The 23114-nt window shown below is 66.5% G+C and carries 18 protein-coding genes and 2 pseudogenes; 10 read left to right on the top strand and 10 right to left on the bottom strand.

Going from position 1 to position 23114, the window contains the following annotated elements; genetic code table 11:
* Nucleotides 1-130: 130 nt before the first annotated feature.
* The 7 genes from C5F75_RS23045 (at nucleotide 131) to C5F75_RS23015 (ending at nucleotide 8178) form a co-directional block, all read left to right on the top strand.
* The gene (locus C5F75_RS23045) at nucleotides 131-751 is read left to right on the top strand and encodes a TetR/AcrR family transcriptional regulator (RefSeq protein WP_059574390.1); all 621 of its coding nucleotides are present in this window, start codon (nucleotides 131-133) and stop codon (nucleotides 749-751) included.
* 233 nt (nucleotides 752-984) lie between these two features.
* Complete coding sequence (locus tag C5F75_RS23040) at nucleotides 985-2043, top strand: NADP-dependent oxidoreductase (protein WP_059574389.1); 1059 nt, start codon at nucleotides 985-987, stop codon at nucleotides 2041-2043.
* Nucleotides 2044-2133: 90 nt separating this feature from the next.
* Nucleotides 2134-2433 carry a putative quinol monooxygenase gene (locus C5F75_RS23035; protein WP_059574388.1) on the top strand — a complete coding sequence of 100 codons (300 nt, stop codon included), beginning with the start codon at nucleotides 2134-2136 and terminating at the stop codon, nucleotides 2431-2433.
* A gap of 150 nt (nucleotides 2434-2583) precedes the next feature.
* On the top strand, nucleotides 2584-3039 hold the full coding sequence (locus C5F75_RS23030) for a (2Fe-2S)-binding protein (RefSeq protein ID WP_059574387.1): 456 nt from the start codon (nucleotides 2584-2586) through the stop codon (nucleotides 3037-3039).
* A gap of 1 nt (nucleotide 3040) precedes the next feature.
* Nucleotides 3041-5260: a xanthine dehydrogenase family protein molybdopterin-binding subunit gene (locus tag C5F75_RS23025; protein WP_059574386.1), complete on the top strand. Its 2220-nt coding sequence runs from the start codon at nucleotides 3041-3043 to the stop codon at nucleotides 5258-5260.
* 14 nt (nucleotides 5261-5274) lie between these two features.
* A complete protein-coding gene (locus C5F75_RS23020; RefSeq protein WP_059574385.1) occupies nucleotides 5275-6579 on the top strand; it encodes a c-type cytochrome in 1305 nt (434 codons plus the stop codon).
* Nucleotides 6580-6732: 153 nt separating this feature from the next.
* On the top strand, nucleotides 6733-8178 hold the full coding sequence (locus C5F75_RS23015) for an NAD-dependent succinate-semialdehyde dehydrogenase (RefSeq protein ID WP_059574384.1): 1446 nt from the start codon (nucleotides 6733-6735) through the stop codon (nucleotides 8176-8178).
* A gap of 167 nt (nucleotides 8179-8345) precedes the next feature.
* Here the strand turns inward: C5F75_RS23015 and C5F75_RS23010 are convergent, their stop codons facing one another.
* Together C5F75_RS23010 and C5F75_RS23005 are read right to left on the bottom strand one after the other, a co-directional pair.
* Nucleotides 8346-9356 carry a patatin-like phospholipase family protein gene (locus C5F75_RS23010; protein WP_059574383.1) on the bottom strand — a complete coding sequence of 337 codons (1011 nt, stop codon included), beginning with the start codon at nucleotides 9354-9356 and terminating at the stop codon, nucleotides 8346-8348.
* 138 nt (nucleotides 9357-9494) lie between these two features.
* Nucleotides 9495-10115 (bottom strand): hypothetical protein, encoded by a 621-nt coding sequence (locus C5F75_RS23005; protein ID WP_226094201.1) that lies wholly within the window; start codon nucleotides 10113-10115, stop codon nucleotides 9495-9497.
* A 340-nt stretch (nucleotides 10116-10455) separates the two neighbouring features.
* On the opposite strand from C5F75_RS23005, the pseudogene C5F75_RS23000 reads away from it, so the two are divergent.
* Nucleotides 10456-11033: pseudogene (locus C5F75_RS23000) on the top strand (DUF4337 domain-containing protein).
* Nucleotides 11034-11298: 265 nt separating this feature from the next.
* Here the strand turns inward: C5F75_RS23000 and C5F75_RS22995 are convergent.
* The 5 genes and pseudogenes from C5F75_RS22995 to C5F75_RS22970 all read right to left on the bottom strand — a co-directional run bounded on the left by C5F75_RS22995 (nucleotide 11299) and on the right by C5F75_RS22970 (nucleotide 17989).
* A complete protein-coding gene (locus C5F75_RS22995) occupies nucleotides 11299-11895 on the bottom strand; it encodes a plasmid pRiA4b ORF-3 family protein (RefSeq protein ID WP_104012789.1) in 597 nt (198 codons plus the stop codon).
* Between the two features lie 311 nt (nucleotides 11896-12206).
* Nucleotides 12207-12913 (bottom strand): annotated as a pseudogene (locus C5F75_RS22990) (DUF3800 domain-containing protein).
* Nucleotides 12914-13739: 826 nt separating this feature from the next.
* A complete protein-coding gene (locus C5F75_RS22980) occupies nucleotides 13740-16121 on the bottom strand; it encodes a serine hydrolase (RefSeq protein WP_181035459.1) in 2382 nt (793 codons plus the stop codon).
* Nucleotides 16067-17308 (bottom strand): putative glycoside hydrolase, encoded by a 1242-nt coding sequence (locus C5F75_RS22975; RefSeq protein ID WP_060009742.1) that lies wholly within the window; start codon nucleotides 17306-17308, stop codon nucleotides 16067-16069. Before C5F75_RS22975 ends, C5F75_RS22980 begins: the two co-directional genes overlap by 55 nt.
* A gap of 204 nt (nucleotides 17309-17512) precedes the next feature.
* Entirely contained in the window at nucleotides 17513-17989 is a 477-nt protein-coding gene (locus C5F75_RS22970; RefSeq protein WP_060009739.1) for a hypothetical protein, read from the bottom strand.
* Between the two features lie 449 nt (nucleotides 17990-18438).
* On the opposite strand from C5F75_RS22970, the gene C5F75_RS22965 reads away from it, so the two are divergent.
* A complete protein-coding gene (locus C5F75_RS22965) occupies nucleotides 18439-18951 on the top strand; it encodes a lecithin retinol acyltransferase family protein (RefSeq protein ID WP_060009736.1) in 513 nt (170 codons plus the stop codon).
* On the opposite strand, the gene C5F75_RS22960 is transcribed toward C5F75_RS22965, so the two are convergent.
* From C5F75_RS22960 to C5F75_RS22950, 3 genes are all read right to left on the bottom strand, one after another.
* The gene (locus C5F75_RS22960; protein ID WP_060009733.1) at nucleotides 18948-19148 is read right to left on the bottom strand and encodes a DUF2188 domain-containing protein; all 201 of its coding nucleotides are present in this window, start codon (nucleotides 19146-19148) and stop codon (nucleotides 18948-18950) included. The two genes, C5F75_RS22965 and C5F75_RS22960, sit on opposite strands and share 4 nt — an antisense overlap.
* Before the next feature lie 165 nt (nucleotides 19149-19313).
* Nucleotides 19314-20105, bottom strand: a complete 792-nt coding sequence (locus tag C5F75_RS22955; protein ID WP_104012788.1) for a polysaccharide deacetylase family protein — start codon at nucleotides 20103-20105, stop codon at nucleotides 19314-19316.
* Nucleotides 20102-21064: a 1-phosphofructokinase family hexose kinase gene (locus C5F75_RS22950; protein ID WP_060009727.1), complete on the bottom strand. Its 963-nt coding sequence runs from the start codon at nucleotides 21062-21064 to the stop codon at nucleotides 20102-20104. The genes C5F75_RS22955 and C5F75_RS22950 overlap by 4 nt, the downstream gene beginning before the upstream one ends.
* A gap of 251 nt (nucleotides 21065-21315) precedes the next feature.
* Between C5F75_RS22950 and C5F75_RS22945 the strand changes: the two genes are divergently transcribed.
* The gene (locus C5F75_RS22945) at nucleotides 21316-23109 is read left to right on the top strand and encodes an adenosylcobalamin-dependent ribonucleoside-diphosphate reductase (RefSeq protein ID WP_060009723.1); all 1794 of its coding nucleotides are present in this window, start codon (nucleotides 21316-21318) and stop codon (nucleotides 23107-23109) included.
* The last annotated feature ends 5 nt before the right edge of the window (nucleotides 23110-23114 follow it).

Here is a 23114-nt window from a genome sequence, read left to right as displayed (position 1 = left end):
ACGGACGAACGAGCGAGGAGAACGCCGGCCGGGGCATTGGGCGCGCGACGGGGATCGGGTAAAGTGCCGCTCAACATGCCGGCTCGACGTTACTAGACGACCGGTCTAATCGTTGCTACCATACGCCATCATGAATGCATCTTCAGGCGCCGAAGTCCGCCAGCACATCCTGAACATCGCGAAGCCGATCATGCTCCACAAGGGCTTTTCGGCGGTCGGTCTGAACGAGATTCTCGCCGCGGCGGGCATCCCGAAGGGCTCGTTCTACCATTACTTCGGCTCGAAAGAGGCATTCGGCGAAGCGTTGCTCGAATCGTATTTCGAAGGCTATCTCGCGCATCTCGACAAGCTGTTCAAGCAGCAGGCCGGCACGGGCGCCGAGCGCCTGATGACGTACTGGGGCAACTGGCTGCACACGCAGTGCGCGGACGATCCGGAAGGCAAGTGCCTCGCGGTCAAGCTGGGCGCCGAAGTGTCGGACCTGTCGGAAGCGATGCGCGCGGTACTGCGGCGCGGCACCAGTCAGATCATCGAGCGGCTCGCGGGCGGCATCGAGGCCGGGCTGGCCGACGGTTCGCTGAGCGGCGTCGACGATCCGTCGCACGCGGCCGCGATCCTGTACGAGCTGTGGCTGGGCGCGACACTGCTGGAAAAGATTCACCGCAACCGCAAACCGCTCGAGAGGGCGATGATCGAAACGCGGCGCATGCTGAATCTGCCGCCGGCCGCGTCCGACGGCGCGCAGTCGTAATTCCGGCGCGCATGGCGCGCCTTGTTTTTGCCCTGATTATAGACGACTGGTCTACTCAATCATTCATGACGAACGCTATACGCCGCGTTACGCTGTCCCGATCGCTCCCACCGCCTGTCTGCGACCGCCCCGGCCACACCGCCGCGGCCGTCGGGGGCGCGCACTTCCTGCTGGTCCATCCCTGATCCGATCGTGCCCACGACGCACGTTCATTCCTGTTGACGGAGGCTCACATGCCGCAAAGCAAGACTGCAAACCGCCAGATCGTCCTGAATTCGCGCCCGGTCGGCGCACCGACACCGGACAACTTCCGCGCCGAAACCGGCGACGTGCCGGTGCCCGGCGCCGGCCAGGTCCTGCTGCGCACCGTCTGGCTGTCGCTGGACCCGTACATGCGCGGCCGGATGAGCGACGCGCCGTCCTACGCACCGCCGGCCGAACTCGGCCAGCCGATGGTCGGCGGCACGGTCAGCCGCGTGGTGTCGTCGAATCTGCCGGCGTTTCGCGAAGGCGATCTCGTCGTCGCCGGCGCCGGCTGGCAGGACTATGCGCTGTCCGACGGGCGCGACCTGATCCCGCTCGGCCGCGACTTCGCGCACCCGTCGTACGCGCTCGGCGTGCTCGGCATGCCGGGCTTCACCGCCTACACGGGCCTGTTGAAGATCGGCGAGCCGAAGGCCGGCGAAACCGTGGTCGTCGCGGCCGCGAGCGGCGCGGTCGGCGCGGTGGTCGGCCAGATCGCGAAGCTGAAGGGCTGCCGCGTGGTCGGCGTCGCGGGCGGCGCCGACAAGTGCGCGTACGTGACCGGTACGCTCGGCTTCGACGCATGCGTCGACCACCACGATCCGGCGTTTGCCGCGAAGCTGAAGGATGCGTGCCCGAACGGCATCGACATCTATTTCGAGAACGTCGGCGGCGCCGTGTTCGACGCGGTGTGGCCGCTGCTGAACGACCATGCGCGCGTGCCCGTCTGCGGAATCATCGCGCATTACAACGACGCGGCATACGACGACAAGGCCGTGTCGACCGGCCGTGACCGCGTGCCGGCGCTGATGGGCGCGATCCTGCGCAAGCGCATCCGCGTGCAGGGCTTCATCATCCTCGATCACTATGCGACCGGCTATGCGCCGTTCCTGAAGGACATGACCGAATGGGTCGCGCAGGGCAAGGTGAAGACGCGCGAGGACGTCGTTCCCGATCTCGCCGACGCGCCGCAAGCACTGATCGGCCTGCTCGCCGGCAAGAATTTCGGCAAGGTCGTCGTGCGCGTCGGCCCGGACGAGCTGGCCTGATCCCGCCGCACGGCGACATACCCGCTGCACGCTGGCGCCGCGAGACGCCGGCTTGTGGCATGCTCGTTTCCGTTTTCAAAGGAGTGAAAAATGGCGCTTCACGTGATCGCTTCGCTGTTCCTGAAACCCGAACACGCGCAGGCCGCCGAGGCCGAACTGCGCAGCATGGTCGCGAAGACGCGCACCGAGCCGGGCAACCGCCGCTACGACCTGTTCCGCGAGCAGGACGGATCGCCGAACCTGCATCTGTACGAGATCTACGACGACCAGGCGGCATTCGACGCGCACCTCGCGAGCCCGTATTTCGGCGAATTCCGCACGAAGTCGGCCGAGTGGTTCACCGCACCTCCGGTGATCAAGGTGCTGTCGGCCATCGACGTGGCCGAGTAACCACGCAAGCAAGCAACACCGCCGCGGCTCGCCCGCACCCGGGCCGCGGGGGCACCCGTTGCGCACGACGCAACGGCGATGACGACGACCCTGCGGCGCAGCGCGCCTCGTTCGCGCCGCTTCCCCAAATACAACGGCCCCGGAGGCTGAATGATCACCCTCAACATCAACGGCGAAACCCGCTCGGTCGACGCCCCCGACGACATGCCCTTGCTCTGGGTGCTGCGCGACGTCGTCGGCCTCACCGGCACCAAGTTCGGCTGCGGCATCGCGCAATGCGGCGCGTGCACCGTGCATCTCGACGGTGTGGCCGCACGTTCGTGCGTGCTGCCGGTCGCGGCCGTCGCCGGCCGCAAGATCACGACGATCGAGGCCGTCGGCGCGACGCCGGCCGGCCACAAGGTCCAGCAGGCGTGGCGCGAGCTCGACGTCGTCCAGTGCGGCTACTGCCAGTCGGGGCAGGTGATGGCCGCCACCGCGCTGATCGCATCGAACCCGAACCCGAGCGATGCGGATATCGACGCGGCGATGGCCGGCAACATCTGCCGCTGCGGCACGTACCACCGGATTCGCGCGGCCGTCAAACAAGCCGCAAAAGGAGCCTGACATGTCACGCGGACTGATCGAAGCAGGTCGGGCCGGCGCGGGCGTGTCGCGCCGGTCGTTTCTGAAACTCGGCATGTCGCTCGGCGCCGCCGCCGGCGGCGGCTTGCTGCTCGGCTTCAGCCTGCCGGCGGCCGGTGACGATACACGTCGCTCGGTGATCGGCGGCGACGCCGCCGAACCCGCGCCGCCCGGCGTGTTCGCGCCGAACGCGTTCGTGCAGATCGACCGCGCCGGCAAGGTCACGCTGGTGATGCCGAAGGTCGAGATGGGGCAGGGTGTCTATACGGCGCTGCCGATGCTGATCGCGGAAGAGCTCGAAGTGCCGCTGTCGAGCGTGACGCTCGATCATGCGCCGCCCAACGAGAAACTGTTCCTCGATCCGCTGCTCGGCGGCCAGCTTACCGGCGGCTCGACGTCGGTGCGCTACGCGTGGGAGCCGCTGCGCCGCGCGGGCGCCACCGCGCGCACGCTGCTGGTCTCGGCGGCCGCGAAGCAGTGGAGCGTCGATCCGGCGAGCTGCCGCGCGGCGAACGGCGAAGTGCAGCATCCGCCGAGCGGGCGGCGCGCATCGTACGGCCAGTTGGCCGACGCGGCGGCGAAGCTGCCGGTGCCGAAGGACGTCGTGCTGAAGCAGCCGGCGGATTTCAAGCTGATCGGCACGCCCGCGAAGCGCCTCGATTCGCCGGAGAAGGTCGACGGCACCGCGCAGTTCGGGCTGGACGTGCGCCTGCCCGGGATGCTGTACGCGGTGATCGTGAACAGCCCGGTGTTCGGCGGCACGGTCGCGAGCGTCGACGACACGGCCGCGAAGAAGATCCCCGGCGTGCGCCAGGTCGTGCGCGTCGACAACGCGGTCGCGGTGGTCGGCGATCACACGTGGGCCGCGAAGCGCGGCGCATCGGCGCTCGTCGTGAAGTGGAACGAAGGGGCGGGCGCGAAGGTGTCGACGAAGGATCTGTTCGCGGATCTCGCGCAGGCGGCGGCGAACGGCAAGGGCGCGGTCGCGCGCAAGGAAGGCGACGTCGGCAAGGCGTTCGCGAACGCGAAGACGCGCGTCGATGCCGTCTACGAACAGCCGCTGCTCGCCCACGCGACGATGGAGCCGGTGAACTGCACGGTGCACGTGCGCGGCGACGGCTGCGACATCTGGGTCGGCACGCAAGTGCCGACCCGCGCACGCGACACGGCGCAACAGTTGACCGGGCTGTCGCCCGACAAGATCGTCGTGCACAACCATCTGCTCGGCGGCGGATTCGGCCGACGGCTCGAAACCGACATGATCGGCCAGGCCGTGAAGGTCGGCAAACAGGTCAATGCCCCGGTGAAGGTGATCTGGACGCGCGAGGAGGACGTTCAGCACGACATGTACCGGCCGTGCTACTACGACAAGATCTCCGCCGGCCTCGACGCGAACGGCAAGCCGGTTGCGTGGCAGCACCGGATCGTCGGCTCGTCGATCCTCGCGCGCTTCGCGCCGCCCGCGGTCAAGGACGGCGTCGATCCCGACGCGGTCGAGGTTGCGGCCGAACTGCCGTACGACCTGCCGAACCAGCTCGTCGACTACGTGCGCCAGGAGCCGCGCCACGTGCCGACCGCGTTCTGGCGCGGCGTCGGGCCGACGCGCAGCACGTTCGTCGTCGAAAGCTTCATCGACGAACTCGCCGCGCAGACCAAGACCGACCCGGTGCAGTACCGCCGCGCGCTGCTCGACAAGTCGCCGCGCGCCCGCAACGTGCTCGACGTCGCGACGAAGGCGGCCGGCTGGGGCACGTCGCTGCCGAAGGGGCAGGGGCGCGGCGTATCGGTGATGCATGCGTTCGGCAGCTTCTTCTCGATCGTCATCGACGTCGCGGTGGACGGCGGCGAGGTGCAGGTCAAGCGCGCCGTGTGCGCGGTCGATTGCGGGATGGTCGTGAATCCGAACACGATCGAGGCGCAGGTGCAGGGCGGCATCATCTTCGGGATCACGGGCGCGCTGTACGGCGAGATCACGATCGAGGACGGCCGCGTCGTGCAGAGCAACTTCACCGACTACCGGATGATGCGAATCAACGAGGTGCCGCCGATCGAAGTCCATCTGGTGAAGAGCGGCGAGGCGCCGGGCGGGATCGGCGAGCCGGGCACGGCCGCGACCGCGGCGGCGCTGTCGAACGCGATCTTCGCGGCCACCGGCACGCGGCTGCGCAAGCTGCCGGTCGGCAACCAGCTGAAAACGGCCTGAGGGGAGGGACGACCATGCGACATCTCACCTTGAACCTGAACGCGCTGCGCGCGTCGCTGCTCTCGCTGTCCGCACTGCTGGCCGGCACGGCCGCGCATGCCGCGCAAACGGCGCCCGCCGACAGCGCGCTCGTCGCTCGCGGCGCGTATCTCGCGAAAGCCGGCGACTGCGTCGCGTGCCATACCGCGCCGCGCGGCACGCCGTTCGCGGGCGGCCTGAAGATGGTCACGCCGATGGGCGCGATCTACACGACCAACATCACGCCCGATCCGGATACGGGCATCGGCGGCTATACCGAGGCCGATTTCGCCAGCGCGTTGCGCAAGGGCGTCGCGAAGGACGGCCACAACCTGTATCCGGCGATGCCGTATCCGTCGTACGCGAAGCTGAAGGACGACGACGTGAAGGCGCTGTATGCGTACTTCATGCACGGCGTCGAACCGGTGAAGCAGGCGAACCGGCCGTCCGACATCCCGTGGCCGCTCAACATGCGTTGGCCGCTCGCGTTGTGGAACATGGTGTTCCTCGATTCCACACCGTACGCGGACAAGCCGGCGAAGGATGCGGTGTGGAACCGCGGCGCGTATCTCGTGCAGGGGCTCGGGCACTGCGGGTCGTGCCACACGCCGCGCGGCGTCGGCTTCCAGGAGAAGGCGCTCGACGAAAGCGGCGCGGCGTTCCTGTCGGGCGCGTCGATCGACAACTGGTTCGCGTCGAACCTGACCGGCGAGCACAACACCGGGCTTGGCCGCTGGAACGAGGCGGACGTCGCGCAGTTCCTGAAGACCGGCGCGAATCAGCACGCGACCGCATTCGGCTCGATGGTGAGCGTGATCAACCACAGCACGCAGGAACTGACCGACGACGATCTGGCCGCGATCTCGCGCTATCTCAAATCGCTGCCGGCAGCAGGCGGCACGGGCGCGCCGCCGTACCGCTATGATCCGAAGGCGACGCAGGTCGCGCTGGGCCGGCCGGCAGCCGATCCGGGCGCGAAGGTGTATAACGCTTACTGCCTGCATTGCCACGGGGTGGACGGGCGCGGCTATGCGCCGCTGCTCGCGCCGCTCGCCGGCAATCCGAACGTGCTGGAGGCGGATGCATCGTCGCTGATCAACGTGACGTTGAACGGCAGCGACACGCTCGTGATCGGTGGCGTGCCGTCCGCGTATCCGATGCCGGCGTTCTCGAACCAGTTGAACGACCAGCAGATCGCCGACGTGCTGACGTTCATGCGCGCCGGCTGGAACAACGGCGCGCCGGCCGTGCAGGCGGCGGACGTCGCGAAACTCCGCAAGGCGACGGCGGCCGCGCACTGAGCGCGGGGCGCCGCGAAACGAGGGCGGGCCGGCGTGCCTGCCGCCCATGCCGCCGGGTGCGTGCCTGCCCTGGCGGCATGGCTTTTTCTGTCAACCGGCGCGCGGCCGTTCGCGGCGGCGCGCGTTTTATCGACGCAATGTAGGGGTGTCTGGATGGCTAACGTGACTTATACGGATACGCAACTGCTGATCGACGGCGAGTGGGTCGACGCCGCGAGCGGCAGGACGATCGACGTCGTGAACCCGGCGACCGGCAAGCCGATCGGCAAGGTGGCCCACGCGGGCATCGCCGATCTCGACCGCGCGCTCGCCGCCGCCCAGCGCGGCTTCGAAGCATGGCGCAAGGTGCCCGCGCACGAGCGCGCGGCGACGATGCGCAAGGCGGCCGCGCTGGTGCGCGAGCGCGCGGACACGATCGCGCAGTTGATGACGCAGGAGCAGGGCAAGCCGCTCACCGAAGCGCGCGTCGAAGTACTGTCGGCGGCCGACATCATCGAATGGTTCGCGGACGAGGGCCGCCGTGTGTACGGCCGGATCGTGCCGCCGCGCAACCTCGGCGCGCAGCAGACGGTCGTGAAGGAGCCGGTGGGCCCGGTCGCGGCGTTCACGCCGTGGAATTTCCCGGTCAACCAGGTCGTGCGCAAGCTGAGCGCCGCGCTCGCGACCGGCTGCTCGTTCCTCGTGAAGGCGCCGGAGGAGACCCCGGCGTCGCCGGCCGCGCTGCTGCGCGCGTTCGTCGATGCGGGCGTGCCGGCGGGCGTGATCGGCCTCGTGTACGGCGATCCGGCTGAAATCTCGTCGTACCTGATTCCGCACCCGGTGATCCGCAAGGTCACGTTTACGGGTTCGACGCCGGTCGGCAAGCAACTGGCCGCGCTCGCGGGCCAGCACATGAAGCGCGCGACGATGGAACTGGGCGGCCACGCACCGGTGATCGTCGCCGAGGATGCGGACGTCGCGCTCGCGGTGAAGGCCGCCGGCGGTGCGAAATTCCGCAACGCGGGGCAGGTCTGCATTTCGCCGACGCGCTTTCTCGTGCACAACAGCATCCGCGACGAATTCACGCGCGCGCTGGTCAAGCATGCGGAAGGACTGAAGGTGGGCAACGGCCTCGACGAAGGCACGACGCTCGGCGCGCTCGCGAACCCGCGGCGCCTGAGCGCGATGGCGTCGGTCGTCGACAACGCGCGCAAGGTCGGCGCGAGCATCGAAACCGGCGGCGAGCGGATCGGCGCGGAAGGCAACTTCTTCGCACCGACCGTGATCGCGAACGTGCCGCTCGAAGCGGACGTGTTCAACAACGAGCCGTTCGGCCCGGTCGCGGCGATCCGCGGTTTCGACAAGCTGGAGGATGCGATCGCCGAGGCGAACCGTTTGCCGTTCGGGCTGGCCGGCTACGCGTTCACGCGTTCGTTCGCGAACGTGCATCTGCTGACGCAGCGCCTCGAAGTCGGGATGCTGTGGATCAACCAGCCGGCGACGCCGTGGCCGGAAATGCCGTTCGGCGGCGTGAAGGATTCGGGCTATGGGTCGGAAGGCGGGCCGGAAGCGCTGGAGCCGTATCTCGTTACGAAGTCGGTGACGGTGATGGCCGTCTGAGGGTGGTCTGATGGCAGGTTGGCCGCGTGCGTGCCGCCATTTGCGGTCCGCACGCGGCTGGCGTTGCCGAGCGCCGGGCGTTCTGCCCGGCCTCGTTGTTTCTGATTCGTTCGCCGTCGGCACCTGCAGCGCCTGCTGCTCACGAAAGCCCGGCTATCGACGAGCGATCAGCGCCAGAATTGCTCCACCCACTGGCACACACGTTGCCACTCGGCGGTTCTCATGTACGCCTGGGTTTCCTTCTCCAGTTCCGGCGCCTTTTGCCAGTCATCGAGGGCGACGGCTTGACCGAGCACGAAATTTCCGCGCTGGTAATGGGCGTTCAGTATCTGCCCGGCCTGTTGTGCGGCGATCGCCGCCGTCGTATCCATCGTCAGCCCGAGCAGGGCTGCTGCCGGTACGCGCCCGCTTTCGAGCGGCCACAGCCATTTCGAAACGCCCCAGGTCAACGGGTTGACGACAGCGTCCGGGGGAATGCCCACGGGGCTGGTTCCGGTGCCGAGCGACAACAGGCGCACATCGTCCAGACTGCCTGCGCGAGTGCTGGCCAGCGCCTCGGCAATGGCGGACACGGAAGGATTGTTCGCAAACACGCCGCCATCGGCGAAATAGCCAAGCCCGGCGATTTCGTACGGCGGGAAATACGTCGGCGCTGCCGACGTGGCAAGTGCGGCATCGAACAGGCTGACGTTACGATAGGCGTTGCCGTTTCCGTTGGAGAAGGTGCACGGAGCCCAGCTCTTGGTGGGCGGATCCCACAGGCGCGCCGAGTTGATTGCGACGAAGCGGGACAGATCCGCCAGCTTGCCGCTGCCGACCAGCGACTTGGCGATCTCCTGTAGCCCGGTGTTGACATACTGGCATTGGAACACGCCCGGACCAGCCAGGACCGTGCCTTGTTCGAGTGCTTGCGTGTGCTGTTCGAGTGCTTGCTTTTGCGCCAGCCACGCACCGTTTTCCCGAAAGATCACCGAGCCCTTCGTCCTGTAGATATCGACGATCTCGGAAATGGATACACCGCGGGCGAGCCCCAGGGCGATCAGGCCGCCCGTGGATGTGCCGGCAAAGCCGTCGGCGCTCGCGATGATCCGGCTGCGCCGGTCGAGGTCCTGGATGAGCAGGGCGGTGATCAATCCCCGGATACCGCCGCCATCGCAACTGAGAATCTTGAAGGTCATTGCGTTTCCCTTTTTGATCGTGGGATGAATGCGAATGGCGCAACCCGGCGGGCATCCCGCCGGTGTCGCCGGGGGATGCGCCGCTTCCTGCGCCGTGTCGCCGCCGGAAATTCAAGCCAGCGGGCGAAGCGTCGTGCGTTATTGCTCGTCGAACCTCACATCGAGCACGGTGTAGGCATCCCACGCATACAAATACGCGTTGTCCTTGGAATAGAGCGACAGTTTCTGGTGGTTGAAATCGGAAATCAAAATCGAGCCCTGGCGCGTCCATCCGCGCGCGCCTATCCAGTTATAGAAACCAACGTAGGCGTTATTGCTGACGGACATATATCGGCTGGTGCCGAGGATCCGATAATACGTCACGCCGTTATAAGGGTACTGTTCGAGCGTCAACGCTTTCGCGGCGGAATCGACGAGAACGGCCCATTCGCCGCTGTTTTGGCCAAGCCAGCCCAACTGCACGCCGTCGTAATAGAGCGCCATTTTGAATGTATCGACCTCAATGGCAGAAACAGGGGCAGTATTGGCGAATTCTGCAAAGGTCCCGTGTGGCTGATTTTCAATCGGATTGAGACTCATTTTTTTCACCTTGAAGAGGTTGGATGCTTCCCCGCGCCTTCGAGAACAGCACCATGCGCTTCGGACGCATGGCGCGCCGGCATCGTCAAAGGCCGCGATTCCGGCGAATTTTGTGGTGATCCAATCCGGCTGGGCGATGGCAGATCGACCATGATGGCGCCGGACAACGCCAGCGGTCACGGCCGAGACGGCGGGACACGCCGCAGCATTGGTTTATTGAATGCCGGGCATTCAATTTCCTTCTATTGGGGTGATTGTCTCGAGTGTCGCCGCTACATTTTCGATTGACTTGGCACCAGTGATTTATAGGAAATGAAATGACGGATGACAAGGTTGGTGAAAGAGGTGAATTTAATCGAAACTAAAACAATTACGATCGAATTGCATATATTTGAAACATTCGAACCTGTCCGGCCATCATGGATGGTTTCGCATGCGTCGGATGGCAGGAGTGGCGTTTAACGTTAGCCAAACGGCCAGCCGACGACAAATTCATTCAACTTTTGCGGGTTTGCTACGAATGTCTGAAGAATACGAAGTTCATGGCCCTCACGACCATGCGGTGGAACATCACGAGTCTCATGGTGGCGATCGAGGTACGTCGCGCATTGCAGTGCTGACAGCCGTGCTTGCGTGCTTCGGCGCGATATCGGCCTACCAGAGCGGTGCCGACGAGAGCCTCGCGCTGCTCTACAAGAATGACGCGCGATCAGGAAAACCGAGGCTGCAAATCAGTGGGCCTACTACCAGGCGAAGGGTGACAAGCAGAATCTCGCCGAACTCGGTGCGGCGTTGAGCCCGGAGACATCGCCGCAGCGAAAGCGGTTCGAGACGGATGCCGCGAGATACCGTGCCGACAAGGAACCGATCCGGGCACGCGCCGAGGCGCTCGAAAAGGAAGTCGAGAAGAATAACGCGGCGAGCGAGGAGCGGATGCACCGGCACCATCGATGGTCGCAGGCGACGACCGTCATCCAGATCTCGATTGCACTGGCAGCTATCACGATCCTCACGCGGCAATCATGGATGCAGGGGCTGTCGATCGGCGTAGCCGCGATCGGCATCGTGGTGGCGGGGTTGGCGTTCTTTGGGGTTTGATTGACTGAGAGGCCGTCGGGCTGCAGTCGTATCGATACAGACCAGTGGTTGTGACTTTACATAACGTGAATTATCACCCTGACTGGTACATTTTGAGGTGTTGCGTTCCGCGCCGCAGATCAGCCGCTTCAGCGCAACACTGAGCTCAGTAGATGGTACTTATCGGCGTTGCGCTAAGGTTCTATAGACATACGGCAGTCTCGTTAGAGTCATGAAGTCCAGCCGCACCGTCTTCATTCCGCCCAGAGTCTTGACGCAGTCTGAGTTACCGATTGCCCCAACGGTTGGAAGCCATGCGCAACAGCGCTGCATTGGCAGCACGCAAATCGAACAATTCCGCGTCGAAGCCGGACCCGATCCAGTTTCGATAACGCTCTGCCTTTTCACTGTCCGGATCGTTGGAAAGCGTATTCAGGAACCGCTCATAGCCCAATGGACCGCCAACGTCCTCCGGCGGACAAGCACGGGCGCCGCCAATGACTTGGGCTTCTCCCCACGGTTGGCCCTCGATCGTTTCCGTCTTCTCGACGACGACGGTGTGATTCCAGCCGTCCCCGAAGTCGTATCGGTAGACGAAGCGCGAACCTGGCTTCAGGATCGCCTGCAGACGAATCTTCCGGTCATCTGCAGTCGTACCCGGGTCAGCGAAGTCCGCCACGTCATCGATCTCCAACATGGCGTAGGTCATGCCATTGATCAGGAAGTCGTGGAGATGAGTGTCTTCCCACCCGAAAGCTGCTTGCAGAATGTGATGCAGCTTGCGCAGCGATTCAGTTCCTTCGACTTCGATCCGACGCCAGATGGGTGGATCGATGTGCTGAAGCGTCACTTTGAGGGTGAAGCGCTGGAACGATTTCGGCATTTGATCTCCGGAGAACGGGAATCTACACTATTATCGCCCTAGGATGATTCGCCAGGATCTACTTGGGAGCGAGAATCCGACATCGTTTCGGGGCGGCTTGATTTATGAGAATCGCTTAATTCGTTAGATTCTCTTATGTCAAATTTATTGCATGTCGTTACTCTAACGCGGAAGGCGCTATCCGCTTTCGCAGGGGGAAAGTCTGGCAAGTACTTGCCAGCGACCGGCTGGCGCCCCATAATATTGCCAAGTGGACTGGGAGTACCCGGTCGGCGTCCAAGCCTCGGTGAGTCTCACCGGGGCTTTTCGCTTTATGGGGTCGGAAAGATCTTAAGTCCCCAGTCTTCGAAACCCATACCAAGCTGCTCTCGTCCCCCGCTGCAATAGAACTTTCGCTTCAGAATTTCAAATGCCCGATTTTCCTGTTCCGGCCGCAGAACGCTCATTCCCACGGGTCTGGCGACCAAGTCAGCCAATTGTAGGCCTGGCGAATCGACCTTCTTGTCGGCAAAGATGACATCGAACGGCAGCGTAATACCCAGCCGGTTGGCGCCGTCACAAATCCTGCGAAACTCCAGTTCCAGCTCGTTGTCCTCCTTTTTCCCCGACATTCGACGACGACGTGCGTCAAGGCACCGTCCTGATTCTTCTCCTGAAGGAACTCATACAGAGTCTCGAGGCAGAACCCGAGCGCTAAGTGATACGGGTTCTTGTCAGTGTCACCCCGCTCGCGAAGCTTCGCTTTGTCAATCACGCAACTGATTAGGATGAAGTTGCTGACCTCAATGATGCTCGTCAGATCCGTCAGGAAATTCTGCTTATGTTGGCGATTTGTAAAAAAGCGGAAAGCACCCTTCTCCTTCCGAATTTCGTGTTCGTGAAGCACGACAAGATCATGTCCAAAATGGTTGAACTTGAACTTGTGAAGCGCTGGCACCACTTTTTCGCTGTAGTGCCGCTTGTAGAACACACAGAAGGCGAGCACGAAAACTGGATAGTTGGCGTCCAGCGTCTGCATGCCGTGGTCACCGCTTTCGTCAACATACACGACAAAGTTGCTGTATTTGCCGGGTGCCGTTTTTTCGCCGGTATCTGCGTCTATGCTGACATTCGATTCGTTCTCGAACAGCGAGAACTGCTGAAACGTCGGTTCCGTACTCATTGTTCGTCTTGCGTTGTCCGGCGTGCCCCCTCACTGATGAGACTGTCTTCGGCCGTATGTCGCTTGAGGGTGGTAGGCGACGGGCGGCGAAATACATGTGACGGATTGTGCCCGATTTGTTACTCTTGCGCCATCATGTTATCCACAGGTGGTGCCAGAAATGGCACTTAGATATGACGCCCGACCAGCAGCTCGATCTTCTGCGATCCGCGAACGACCGCGACATTGCCAAGTATCTCGCTATGCGCGTCCGAGGTGAACGCGTTAGAAACGGCTATTCCCAGTCAGCGTTTGCAGAAAAAGCTGGAATAGCTCTCAGAACGTACAAGCGGTTCGAACTGACCGGTGTGGGTAATATCGAGACGCTTATCCGAACCCTGATGGCGTTGGATCACGCCCGCGGGTTCTTCACACTGTTTCCACAGCCGCAGGTTCCGGCTCCGCGGACGCTCGTGGAGCGGATACAGGCAATCAGTAAGGGCGCTTCGGGGGACGCGCCGTCTGGCGGCACGAGGACAGGGTACCCCGGCAGATCGGACGCTCTATAAAAACCGCCAGACGCAATTGTGCAAAATTGACAATCCGCACCGCTCCTGCGGGGCCATACGCCGCGACCTGTCGGGCCGCCAGGTTCGCTTCAGCGCGGTATTGCGCGACATCCAATTTGCGGCCGATTGTGCTGTCAATACAGCAGAACCGACGCACGCTCGCGCGCGAACCCAAGATTCTGAGCCTCGACAACCCGTTCGATATCGCCGAGCGACTGCTCCGCGTCCAGCATGTCAGCCACCTCGCGCGAGCCGATCGACGCACGTATCGCATCGATCCGGAATTGCGTCGGATAATGCCGGTGCAGCACCAGCGCAAGCGCCAGCCCGATTTCACCCGGTCGGGTCGCGGCGGGCTGCCGCTCGATGCGCACGCCCTCGCACAAACTGCCGCGATACGGCCCCTCCGTCGGCACGAAGCGGACCGGCGTGAACGTCGCAGCGAGCCCCGTCGCACGAAGATCGCCGGTGAGGATGCGCCCGTCGATCCACGGCGCGCCGATCACGCCGAACGGCGTCGGGGTCCCGCGCCCCACGCTGAGCGCCGCCCCCTCAATGAGCCCCGCCTCCGGATAAAGCGACACTGCGACGCCATCTCGCAAGTTCGGCGACAGCGGCACCCAGCCGAGGCCCGTATCGTCGAAACGCATCGCGCGCATGAAGTTCGCCATCGGCACCACAGTGAGCGCCGCGCCTGTGTGCAGGCGCTGGTTGAACAACCGCGCAAGCTCGCCGAGTGTCATGCCGGGCTGCAGCGGCAACGGGTAATAACTGGTGAACGTGGCCGGCTCCGCATCGGCCACGGGGCCACCGGCCATGTCGGCGCCCAGCGGGTCCGGGCGGTCGAGCACGAGCACCGGGCGGTGCGCGGCGGCCGCCGCCTCCAGCGCGTAGCCGAGCGTCGCCAGGTAGGTGAAGAAGCGCACGCCGGCGTCCTGCAGGTCGATCACCAGCACGTCGACGTCGGCAAGCCACTCGGGCGCGATCCTGCGGCGGTCGCCGTAGAGGCTGTGAACGGTCACGCCGGTCGCGGCGTCGGTCGTGTCGCCGAACGTTTCGTCGACATCCGTGCCGAGCCCGTGCTCGGGCGCGAACAGCACGACAAGTCGTGCGCCCGGAACATGCGCGAGCAGGTCGGCCGTGCGTCGGCCGAATCGGTCGAATCCGCTTCGGTTCGTCAGGAGTGCGATTCGCTTGCCGGTCACGGCGGAAAAGCCGCTCGCCGCGAGCACGTCGATGCCGGCCTGCACCGGCCCACGCGAGACCGGCAACCGGCCTGCCAGCGCAAGGGCCGCCACCATCGTCGGGACGCGCCTTGCAATCTGCGACGGCGCTACCGGCACAACCGAGCTCGATACGATGCCGAGCACGAGTGCGCGCAACGGCATCGCAGTGCCGGTTTCGTCGGGATACAGCCGGCTCGTCAGCACGATCGCGAAGCGGCGCGTCACGAGATCGATCCACAACGCCGTGCCCGTGTAACCGAGATGCTGAAGCGCTCCAGCCGGCGGCAACCGGTAGCGGTTCGCGACGAGCGGCGGCCCGACCTGCCAGCCGGGCGTATGCCAGTCGCCTTCGGCGTCGAGCGTGACCGGCGTCTCGAGCTCAGTGACGAGATCGCCACCGAGCACGCGTGTGGTGCCGAGGGCGCCTCCGTTCAGCAGCATGCGCGCAAAGCGCGCGAGGTCATCGGCGCTCGCGAACAACCCCGCATTGCCCGCGACACCGCCCATCGCCGCCGCGATCGGATCGTGCACGCGCCCCCGGAGCCGCCGGCCGTCACGCACGATCGTCGGCGCGACACGCGAGCGCACCGCGGCGCCCGGCCTGAAGGCTGTGTCGGCCATGCCGAGCGGCGCGAATACGTGAGCCGCGCACCACACGTCGAGCGGCTGTCCCGACACGCGCTCGACGATCTCGCCGAGCGCCACGTAGTTGACGTCGCTGTAGCGCACACGCGTGCCGGGCGACTCCACAGGCGCCATCGCGACGATGTCGGCAAGCACCGCTGCACGGCTGCGCAGTACGCGCGACGACGACACACCGGCCGGCAATCCCGATATGTGCGCGAGCAACTGGCGGATCGTGATGGCGCCCTTGCCGTGCGCAGCGAACGACGGCCAGTAGCGCGCGGCCGGCGTGTCGAGGTTCAGCAGGCCGCGCTCCGCGAGCTGCATGATCGCGACTGCCGTCGCCACGGGCTTGGTCAGCGACGCGAGATCGAAGACGGTCTCGGCCGTCATCGCCTCGGCATGCTCACCCGTCACGCGCAGGCCGCGCGCCACCCGCACCTGCACGCCGTACGCATCGCCCGTCTCGACCACCGCGCCGGCAAGATGGCCGTCGGCGATCTCGGCGGCGATCGCCGCATCGATCGTTGCAGCCTGCCGCTGCGGCGCCGTCGACCCGTCAGGCGCTGCGCCGGCACCGGCCGGCATCAGCGCGAACAGCAACGCGCCGGTCAGCGCGGCAGCGCAGCGGGATCGTAGCGATTGCGCGGATTCCACAGCATCCATCCGTCCGTGCCGGCCGCGTCGGCGGCGTCGACCTGAGCACGGATATCCGCCGCGTCGAAGGCGCGCCGGTCGAACGCATAGTCGCGAAACGCCTGTAGCCACGGCCGGAAGCGCACGCCGTCGAGCCCCGTGCGGCGCATCGCTTCCGCGAGCGAGCGCCCGACGATCTCGCCGGGATGATCGGTCGGCTTGCGGCAGCCCGGCAGGCCCCACGTGAAGCCCGACGGATACAGCATCGGCGAAATGTAGTCGACCAACCCGCCCAGTGCGCCGAGCCGCTGCCCGATCTGCGTGTCGTCGGTATTCCAGCACACGTAGCCGAAGATGTCGGCCGACAAGTAGACGTTGTAGGGCCGCAGCCGTGTGCGCGCGCCTTCCAGGAAGCCGGTGATCGCGGCCACGCGATTCGCCTCCGTGTTGGGCTCGCCGAACCGCAGGCCGCTCGCGTCGGGAAAACGCAGGTAGTCGAACTGGATCTCGTCGAAACCCATCCGCGCAGCCTCCTCGGCCACGTCGAAGTTGTGGTCCCACGCGGCGCGCACGGTCGGGTCGATCCACCGCAGGTGCTCGCGATCGCGCCAGATTGCGCCGGCTGCGTCGCGCACGGCCCAGTCGGGATGGGCGACCGCGAGTGGATCGTCCTTGAATACGACGATGCGCGCGATCAGGTACAGCCCGCGCGCGTGGAATTCGCGGATCAGCGCCGACAGGTCCGCCACGCGCGGGCCCGGCTCGCCGGTCGCGCCGATCGCGTCGCGCGCGCCGCTGCGATACGGCGTCATGCCGCGATCGCCCTTCACGTCGATCACGAACGCGTTGACGGCCGTGCGGCCCGGCAGCGCGAGCGCCGCGTCGCGCAGCGTGCGATCCGCGATGCCGTAAGTCGACAGGTAGACGGCCTTGGGGCGGAACGGCACGAGCGGCACCGTGCGGGTCGTTTCCCCGACGGCGAGCGCAACCTCCGTGCGCGCATAGCCGGGTGCGGTCACGCTGAGCGTCGTGTCGGCCGACGGCGCGGCAAATTCTCCGACGGCCGACGCGATCAGGGTGCTGCCCGACGCATACCCGACCGCACCCGCCACCGGCCGGCCGCTGCCGGCATCGACCACCGTCACCGAGACGGTTCCGGCCCGGCCGGTAACGCACGCGAGCGCCAGCAGCATGTATGTGAGCACGCGGCCGAGCATCACCACGCCCTGCCACCCGTATCGCAAGGGCGCGTGCCGGTGCCGCCCGGCACGCGCCCCACTGACGATTGCCTGAATCTTCAATGCACACCTCGCGACGCAAATTCGTGCGGACATTGTTGCGAATCCGGCGTAACGCCACGTGAGGCAGATCAACGGTCCGCCACGCGCCACCGCCCGACCGGCATCGATCGAACCGGGCGTCTAGGGCCCTGCACGCGTACCGGTGCCCGGACATCCGCCGCAAAGCCGTATCACACCGCGTCGCTCCGGGTTCTGCCAGTAGAAGCGCACTTCGACACCGCCGCGCGCCGGCACGACGACATGCCGGACTTCCTGGACGGCCTGGTCGCGCGCCGACACCGTATAGCGTCCCGGCGGCACGCGTGCGAACAGGAACGGGCCGGCCGTGTGCGCGTCGAGGACCGTCGACTTGCCGGACGTCAACATCACGTCGACGTCCGACAAGTAGTGCCCCCCCTTCGTCGCGAACGTGATCCGCAGGTTGTAACGCGGCGCGGCGGCGCGAAACGCAGCAACCTCCTCCGCACCGATGCCGCCCGTGACGTACACGGCACCATTCTGCTCGACGGGCTCGGGCAACGTTTGAGCCGTCGCGCTCGAGGCGGCGGCCAGCAAACAGGCCGACAGCAGCAGCGACCCGGCGATTTCAGTTCGCATTTCATTCTCCCGGTTCAGGCACGCGGGTGGCGATGCGGCTCGTTCGTTCGGGCGCGTCACGGCCGGCGTGCCGCGACGTGACGCATGCGCATCGTTGACGAAGCCAGCGTCGCGCGGAACGTCGATTTCCCGTTGACGCAGGTCAAGCACACCCGACAGGCCAGTGGCGTGCCCGGCGGCACCCGCCAGCCGATCGGGCGGTACGGCGTGCCTGCCCGGCCTGGAGCGGCGACAGGCCGGCGCCATTGTCCGTTCCGGCTGTCAGCCGATATTGCACGGCGCGTCGGAAATTTCCGACACGACGCCCCGACATCGGACAGCAAGCTCGGACCACGCTGATTGTCGGGCCCCGGTCCGCCGCCAATACTGGAGACGTGACAGGACGCAACGTGTTCCGCGGCCGGCAAGCCGGTTTTCCAGCCGGCCGCCGCGAGATCCAGGAGCTGGCCATGACTCACCCGACCGCAGCACAAGCCGACGACGCCATGCCGGATCGCGACCTTCCGGTCGGCGCCCACCTCGTGACACGGCGCCACGGTTACGTGCATCACGGGATCTATATCGGCGACGGCAACGTGATCCATTACGCGGGCCTGGCGCACAGCCTGAGCGGCGGCCCGGTTGAAATCGTCTCCATCGACGGCTTCTGCGCCGGTTTCGAACTCGCGATCGTCCGACACACGCGGCCCCTGTACGACGGCACGGAAGCGGCGCGGCGCGCGGCCTCGCGCCTCGGCGAATGCCGCTACCGGCTGCTCACCAACAACTGCGAGCACTTCTGCCTGTGGTGCCTGTTCGGCGTTGCAAGGAGCGACCAGGTTGCGTCGTGCCTGCGCAACCCGGTTCACGGCATCGCGGTGGGCGTCATGCTGCTTGCCTGCGTGCTGGCCGCGCGGCTGCATGCGACAGCCTTCGAACGCACGCCGGACGCCGGCACCTGCCCGGTTCAGTGCAGGGCCTAGCGCCGCCGCTCGACAGCGTCGGCGGATGCCGCATGCACCCGCCCCCAGCGCTTCGCCTGCGCGATCGCGATACGGATCGCGCTGCCCTCGGCACGCCCTCGTCGCAGCAACGCGTTGGCGATCTCGATCGCCTTGCCGCGCACCGGCGGCGGCAGGTTCCGCATCGCCGGCGGATAGCGTTCGTCATCCCACGGCATGGTGGCTCCTTCCCGTACCCGCGTGCCGATCCCGATATCCCTGTCGTTGGCTCGCGCAGCAGGACCGCGGCCATTGTGCTGCCTCCATGACGTTCTGCCGGGCGTGAACCCGAACGGAAACGGCATCCGCGAACGACGGTGGCGTACCCGCAATCGGGCATTCGATCACGGTCGCTCCCGCGCGGTTTGCAGCAATCCGTTCATGCAGCGCGTATCACACGCATCCGACATCAGGTAGCGCGGCAGCGCCATGGCGGGATCCGCGAGCCGAACGGGCCGTGCGTCGATCGTGAACGCCGCGACATAGCCTTCGCGCGCGGCCAACTGATCGGTTTTGGCGTCATGGACGCCGAACGGCCAGGCCAGCAACCGGACCGGCCGACCGGTTTCCGACTCGAGCCGTTCGCGGGAACGGCTCAACTGGAACGACACGAATCGTTGGTAGTCCTCCTCAGACCGCCGTGCGCGCTCGGTGCGGAAATTCGGATGCCAGTAGGTATGCGATTCGATATCGTATCCGCCGGATTGCCCGAGCACGCGCAGCTGATCCCAAGTCATCGCGTAGCTCGCGTTCGAGATCGCCGATGGATAGATGAACAGCGTGACCGGTACCGGATGCGCGGCCAGCAACGGGCGCAGCACGTCATAGACGGAGCGGTGACCATCGTCCACCGTGATCGCGACCGCCCGCGCCGGCAGCGCGTTCGCCTGCCCCGCGTGCCAGCGCACGATGTCGGCGAGCGGCACGATGCGGTAGCCGTTCGCCTCGATCGCATGCAGTTGATCGAGGAAGGTCCCGGTGCGCACCGTCATCGAATCCAGGCGTTGCGCGGCAAACCGGTGATAGACGAGGATCAGCACGCGCTGCGGCACCGGCTCGCCCGCCCCGGTGCCGGCGAACGATGCCTGCGGCCAGCACGACAGCAGCAGCAGGCAGGCGATCGCGCGCACGCTCATGCCGTACCACGCGCAATCGCCGCGCCGCTTGCCTGCGCAACCAGTTCCGCATGAATCCGCTCGACGTCGGCGCGCGTGCACAGCGCGGTGCCGGGATGCTCGACCGAAGCCGCCGATGCCGCCAGCGCATAGCGGCATGCATCGTCGAACGGCGCGCCGCATGCGAGCGCCCAGACCATCCCGCCGACGAAGCTGTCGCCGGCACCCACCGTGCTGCACACCGTCGCGGGCCTGCCCGGCAGGCGCAGCGCGCGCTCGCGCGTGACGACCCACGCGCCGCGCGCGCCGAGTGTCAAGGCAACGATGTCCGCCCGCCCTTGCGCGACGAGTTCGGCCGCCTTGCCGCATGCCGACGCTTCGTCGAGCGGTTCGCCGGCCAGCGCACTCAGCTCGTCGAGGCTGGGCTTCACGAGATGCACCCCGGCGTCGAGGGCCGCGCGCAGCGCCGGGCCCGCTGCATCGACGACCACGCGGGTGCCGTTGGCGGCGGCCGTCCGCGCGAGCGTCGCGTACAGGTCGTCGGGTGCGCCCGGCGGCAGGCTGCCGCTCAGCACCAGATAGCGCGGCGCAGGCTGCAGGGCCGCGATGCGCGCCGCGCAGTCACGCCACTCGGCCGCCGTGACCGACGGCCCCGGCATCAGGAACCGGTACTCGCGCCCCGTCGCCGTTTCGGTCACGCAGACGTTCTCGCGCGTCTCGCCGGCGATCCGCATGCGCACGGCCGGCACGTGTTCGGCGTCGAGCAGCAGCGTCAGCACATCGCCGGTCGGCCCGCCCGCCAGGTACAGCGCGACGCAGTCGCCGCCGAGCCGGTGAACGGTCCGCGCGACGTTGATCCCGCCGCCGCCGGGGTCCCGCCGTGGCCGCGCGCAGCGCAGCTTGTGCGTATCGACGATGTGCTCGACCGACGTCGAGACATCGACGGCCGGATTCAACGTGACGGTAACGATCTCGGTCATGGCGCGTAGTCGGTAAAAAGCGCAAGGCGCGGGCTTGCACGCCGCGCGCGTGCGGCCGCGGCGGGTGCCTGACACCTGATGCCTGGTGCCGGCCACCGGCGCCGGCCGGTCCTGGCACCACCTTACGTGCGCGCCTTCCCGCGGCATTGACGACCGTCAAGCGATGCCGCAACAGCACCGGATTGCGCTCGATCAACGACGCGGGCGGGCAGGCCCTTACATTAGGTCATCCGTCGTCGCCGAGCCCCGCCATGGACGAGCAGCCGCTTTGCACCACCGTGTTCGCCGAACGCTATGCGCAGCCCGGCGAAACGTCGCGCGCGGCCGTCTTCCAGCGTGTCGCCCGTGCACTGTCGCTCGCCGAGCCGCCCGCGCAGCGCGCCCGGGCCGAGCGCACGTTCTTCCTGAACCTGCAGCGCGGTGCGATCGGCGCCGGCCGCATCATGGCGAATGCCGGCGCGACGACGGGCGGCACGATGGTCAACTGCTTCGTCCACCCGCTCGCGGTTCCGGAGGACACGCCGCTGCAAGGCGTCGATGCAGCGCTCGCGCAGGCGCTCGACGACGCGCGGCTCACGCTGCTGATGGGCGGCGGAATCGGCTACGACTTCTCGCCGGTGCCGCCCGCCGGCGCGTACGAACGCCGCCTGTCGCCCGAACGCGGCGTATGCGCGGCGATCGACCGATTCGATGCGATGTGCCGCGCGCTGCCGTTCACCGGCCCGCGCCGCGGCGCGCAGATGGGCGTGCTGCGCTGCGATCATCCGGACCTGCTCGCGTTCGTCACGGCCAAGCACGGGCGGGCGCGCTGGCCGACGTTCAACCTGTCGGTCGGCATCACGGACGCGTTCATGGAAGCAGTCGCGCATGACCTGCCCTGGGCGCTCGTCCATCACGCACCGCGCCATGCAGCCGCCATCGCGTCGCCCCGGCGGCCGGACGGGCGCTACCTTCATGCGACGGTTCCCGCCCGCAAGGTGTGGCAGGCGATCGTCAACGCCGCACGCGACAGTGCCGAACCGGGGCTGCTGTTCCTCGACACGATCCGCGACGCGAATCCGCTGCGCGAGCACGAACGGATCGACGCGACGAACCCGTGCGGCGAGCAGCCGCTGCCGCCCTACGGCAGCTGCGTGTTGGGGCCGGTCAACCTGTCGCGGTTCGTGCACCATCCGTTCGGCATCGACGGCGAGCCGCGCTTCGATTTCGCGGCCCTCGCCGACGCGGTGCACGTCCAGGTCCGCCTGCTCGACGATGTGCTCGACCTCACCGCGTGGCCGCTCGCCGCGCATGCACGTGAAGCGCATCGGACACGGCGCATCGGTGTGGGCGTGACGGGCCTGGGCGACGCGCTGACGATGCTGCGGCTGCGCTACGACAGCGTCGAGGCGCGCGCATGTGCGCGCTGCATCGCGCTGACGATGCGCGAGCATGCGTTTGCCGCATCGGCCGCGCTGGCCGCCGAGCGCGGTGCGTTTCCCGCCTACGATCCGGCCGCTTACCTGACCGGCCCCGCCTACCGCATGCGGCTGCCGCTGAAGGTGCATCACGCAATTCAACGGCACGGGCTGCGCAACAGCCATCTGTTGTCGTTCGCGCCGGCCGGCAGCGTGAGTCTCGCGTTCTGCGACAACTGCTCGAACGGCATCGAACCGGCCGTCGGCTGGACCCAGCGCAGGATGGTTCGCACGGCAGACGGCCAGGTGCGCGCGTTCCGGGTGCAGAACCATGCGTACCGGCTGTTTCGCGCACTGCATGGCGACGGCGTCGCGCTGCCGGACTACTTCGCCACCGCAGGCGAGATCGCACCGATCGATCACGTCGCGATGCTTGCGGTGCTTCAGCCCTGCGTCGACGCCGGCATCTCGAAGACCGTGACGATGGACAGCCAGTGTTCGCTCGCGCAGGTCGACGCGCTGTTCTTCGCGGCGTGGCGCGACCGGCTCAAGGGCATCACCGTGTTTCGGCCCGATCCGCGGCTCGCATCGGTCGTCACCGACGATACGGCGCAACGACGCGACGGCGCGGTCTGCATCGGCTGTTGAGCGGA

The sequence above is a fragment of the Burkholderia anthinoferrum genome (assembly GCF_002925705.1).
Classification (GTDB): Bacteria; Pseudomonadota; Gammaproteobacteria; order Burkholderiales; family Burkholderiaceae; genus Burkholderia; species Burkholderia semiarida.
Note: the sequence above shows the minus strand (reverse complement) of the source record. Positions and strands in the feature narration are given on the sequence as shown.

Bases quoted from the DNA above. Each gene is read 5' to 3' on its own strand.
- C5F75_RS23045 (WP_059574390.1), top strand. From the start codon at position 131: ATGAATGCATCTTCAGGCGCCGAAGTCCGCCAGCACATCCTGAACATC.
- C5F75_RS23040 (WP_059574389.1), top strand. From the start codon at position 985: ATGCCGCAAAGCAAGACTGCAAACCGCCAGATCGTCCTGAATTCGCGC.
- C5F75_RS23035 (WP_059574388.1), top strand. From the start codon at position 2,134: ATGGCGCTTCACGTGATCGCTTCGCTGTTCCTGAAACCCGAACACGCG.
- C5F75_RS23030 (WP_059574387.1), top strand. From the start codon at position 2,584: ATGATCACCCTCAACATCAACGGCGAAACCCGCTCGGTCGACGCCCCC.
- C5F75_RS23025 (WP_059574386.1), top strand. From the start codon at position 3,041: ATGTCACGCGGACTGATCGAAGCAGGTCGGGCCGGCGCGGGCGTGTCG.
- C5F75_RS23020 (WP_059574385.1), top strand. From the start codon at position 5,275: ATGCGACATCTCACCTTGAACCTGAACGCGCTGCGCGCGTCGCTGCTC.
- C5F75_RS23015 (WP_059574384.1), top strand. From the start codon at position 6,733: ATGGCTAACGTGACTTATACGGATACGCAACTGCTGATCGACGGCGAG.
- C5F75_RS23010 (WP_059574383.1), bottom strand. From the start codon at position 9,356: ATGACCTTCAAGATTCTCAGTTGCGATGGCGGCGGTATCCGGGGATTG.
- C5F75_RS22995 (WP_104012789.1), bottom strand. From the start codon at position 11,895: ATGCCGAAATCGTTCCAGCGCTTCACCCTCAAAGTGACGCTTCAGCAC.
- C5F75_RS22980 (WP_181035459.1), bottom strand. From the start codon at position 16,121: ATGGATGCTGTGGAATCCGCGCAATCGCTACGATCCCGCTGCGCTGCC.
- C5F75_RS22975 (WP_060009742.1), bottom strand. From the start codon at position 17,308: ATGCTCGGCCGCGTGCTCACATACATGCTGCTGGCGCTCGCGTGCGTT.
- C5F75_RS22970 (WP_060009739.1), bottom strand. From the start codon at position 17,989: ATGCGAACTGAAATCGCCGGGTCGCTGCTGCTGTCGGCCTGTTTGCTG.
- C5F75_RS22965 (WP_060009736.1), top strand. From the start codon at position 18,439: ATGACTCACCCGACCGCAGCACAAGCCGACGACGCCATGCCGGATCGC.
- C5F75_RS22960 (WP_060009733.1), bottom strand. From the start codon at position 19,148: ATGCCGTGGGATGACGAACGCTATCCGCCGGCGATGCGGAACCTGCCG.
- C5F75_RS22955 (WP_104012788.1), bottom strand. From the start codon at position 20,105: ATGAGCGTGCGCGCGATCGCCTGCCTGCTGCTGCTGTCGTGCTGGCCG.
- C5F75_RS22950 (WP_060009727.1), bottom strand. From the start codon at position 21,064: ATGACCGAGATCGTTACCGTCACGTTGAATCCGGCCGTCGATGTCTCG.
- C5F75_RS22945 (WP_060009723.1), top strand. From the start codon at position 21,316: ATGGACGAGCAGCCGCTTTGCACCACCGTGTTCGCCGAACGCTATGCG.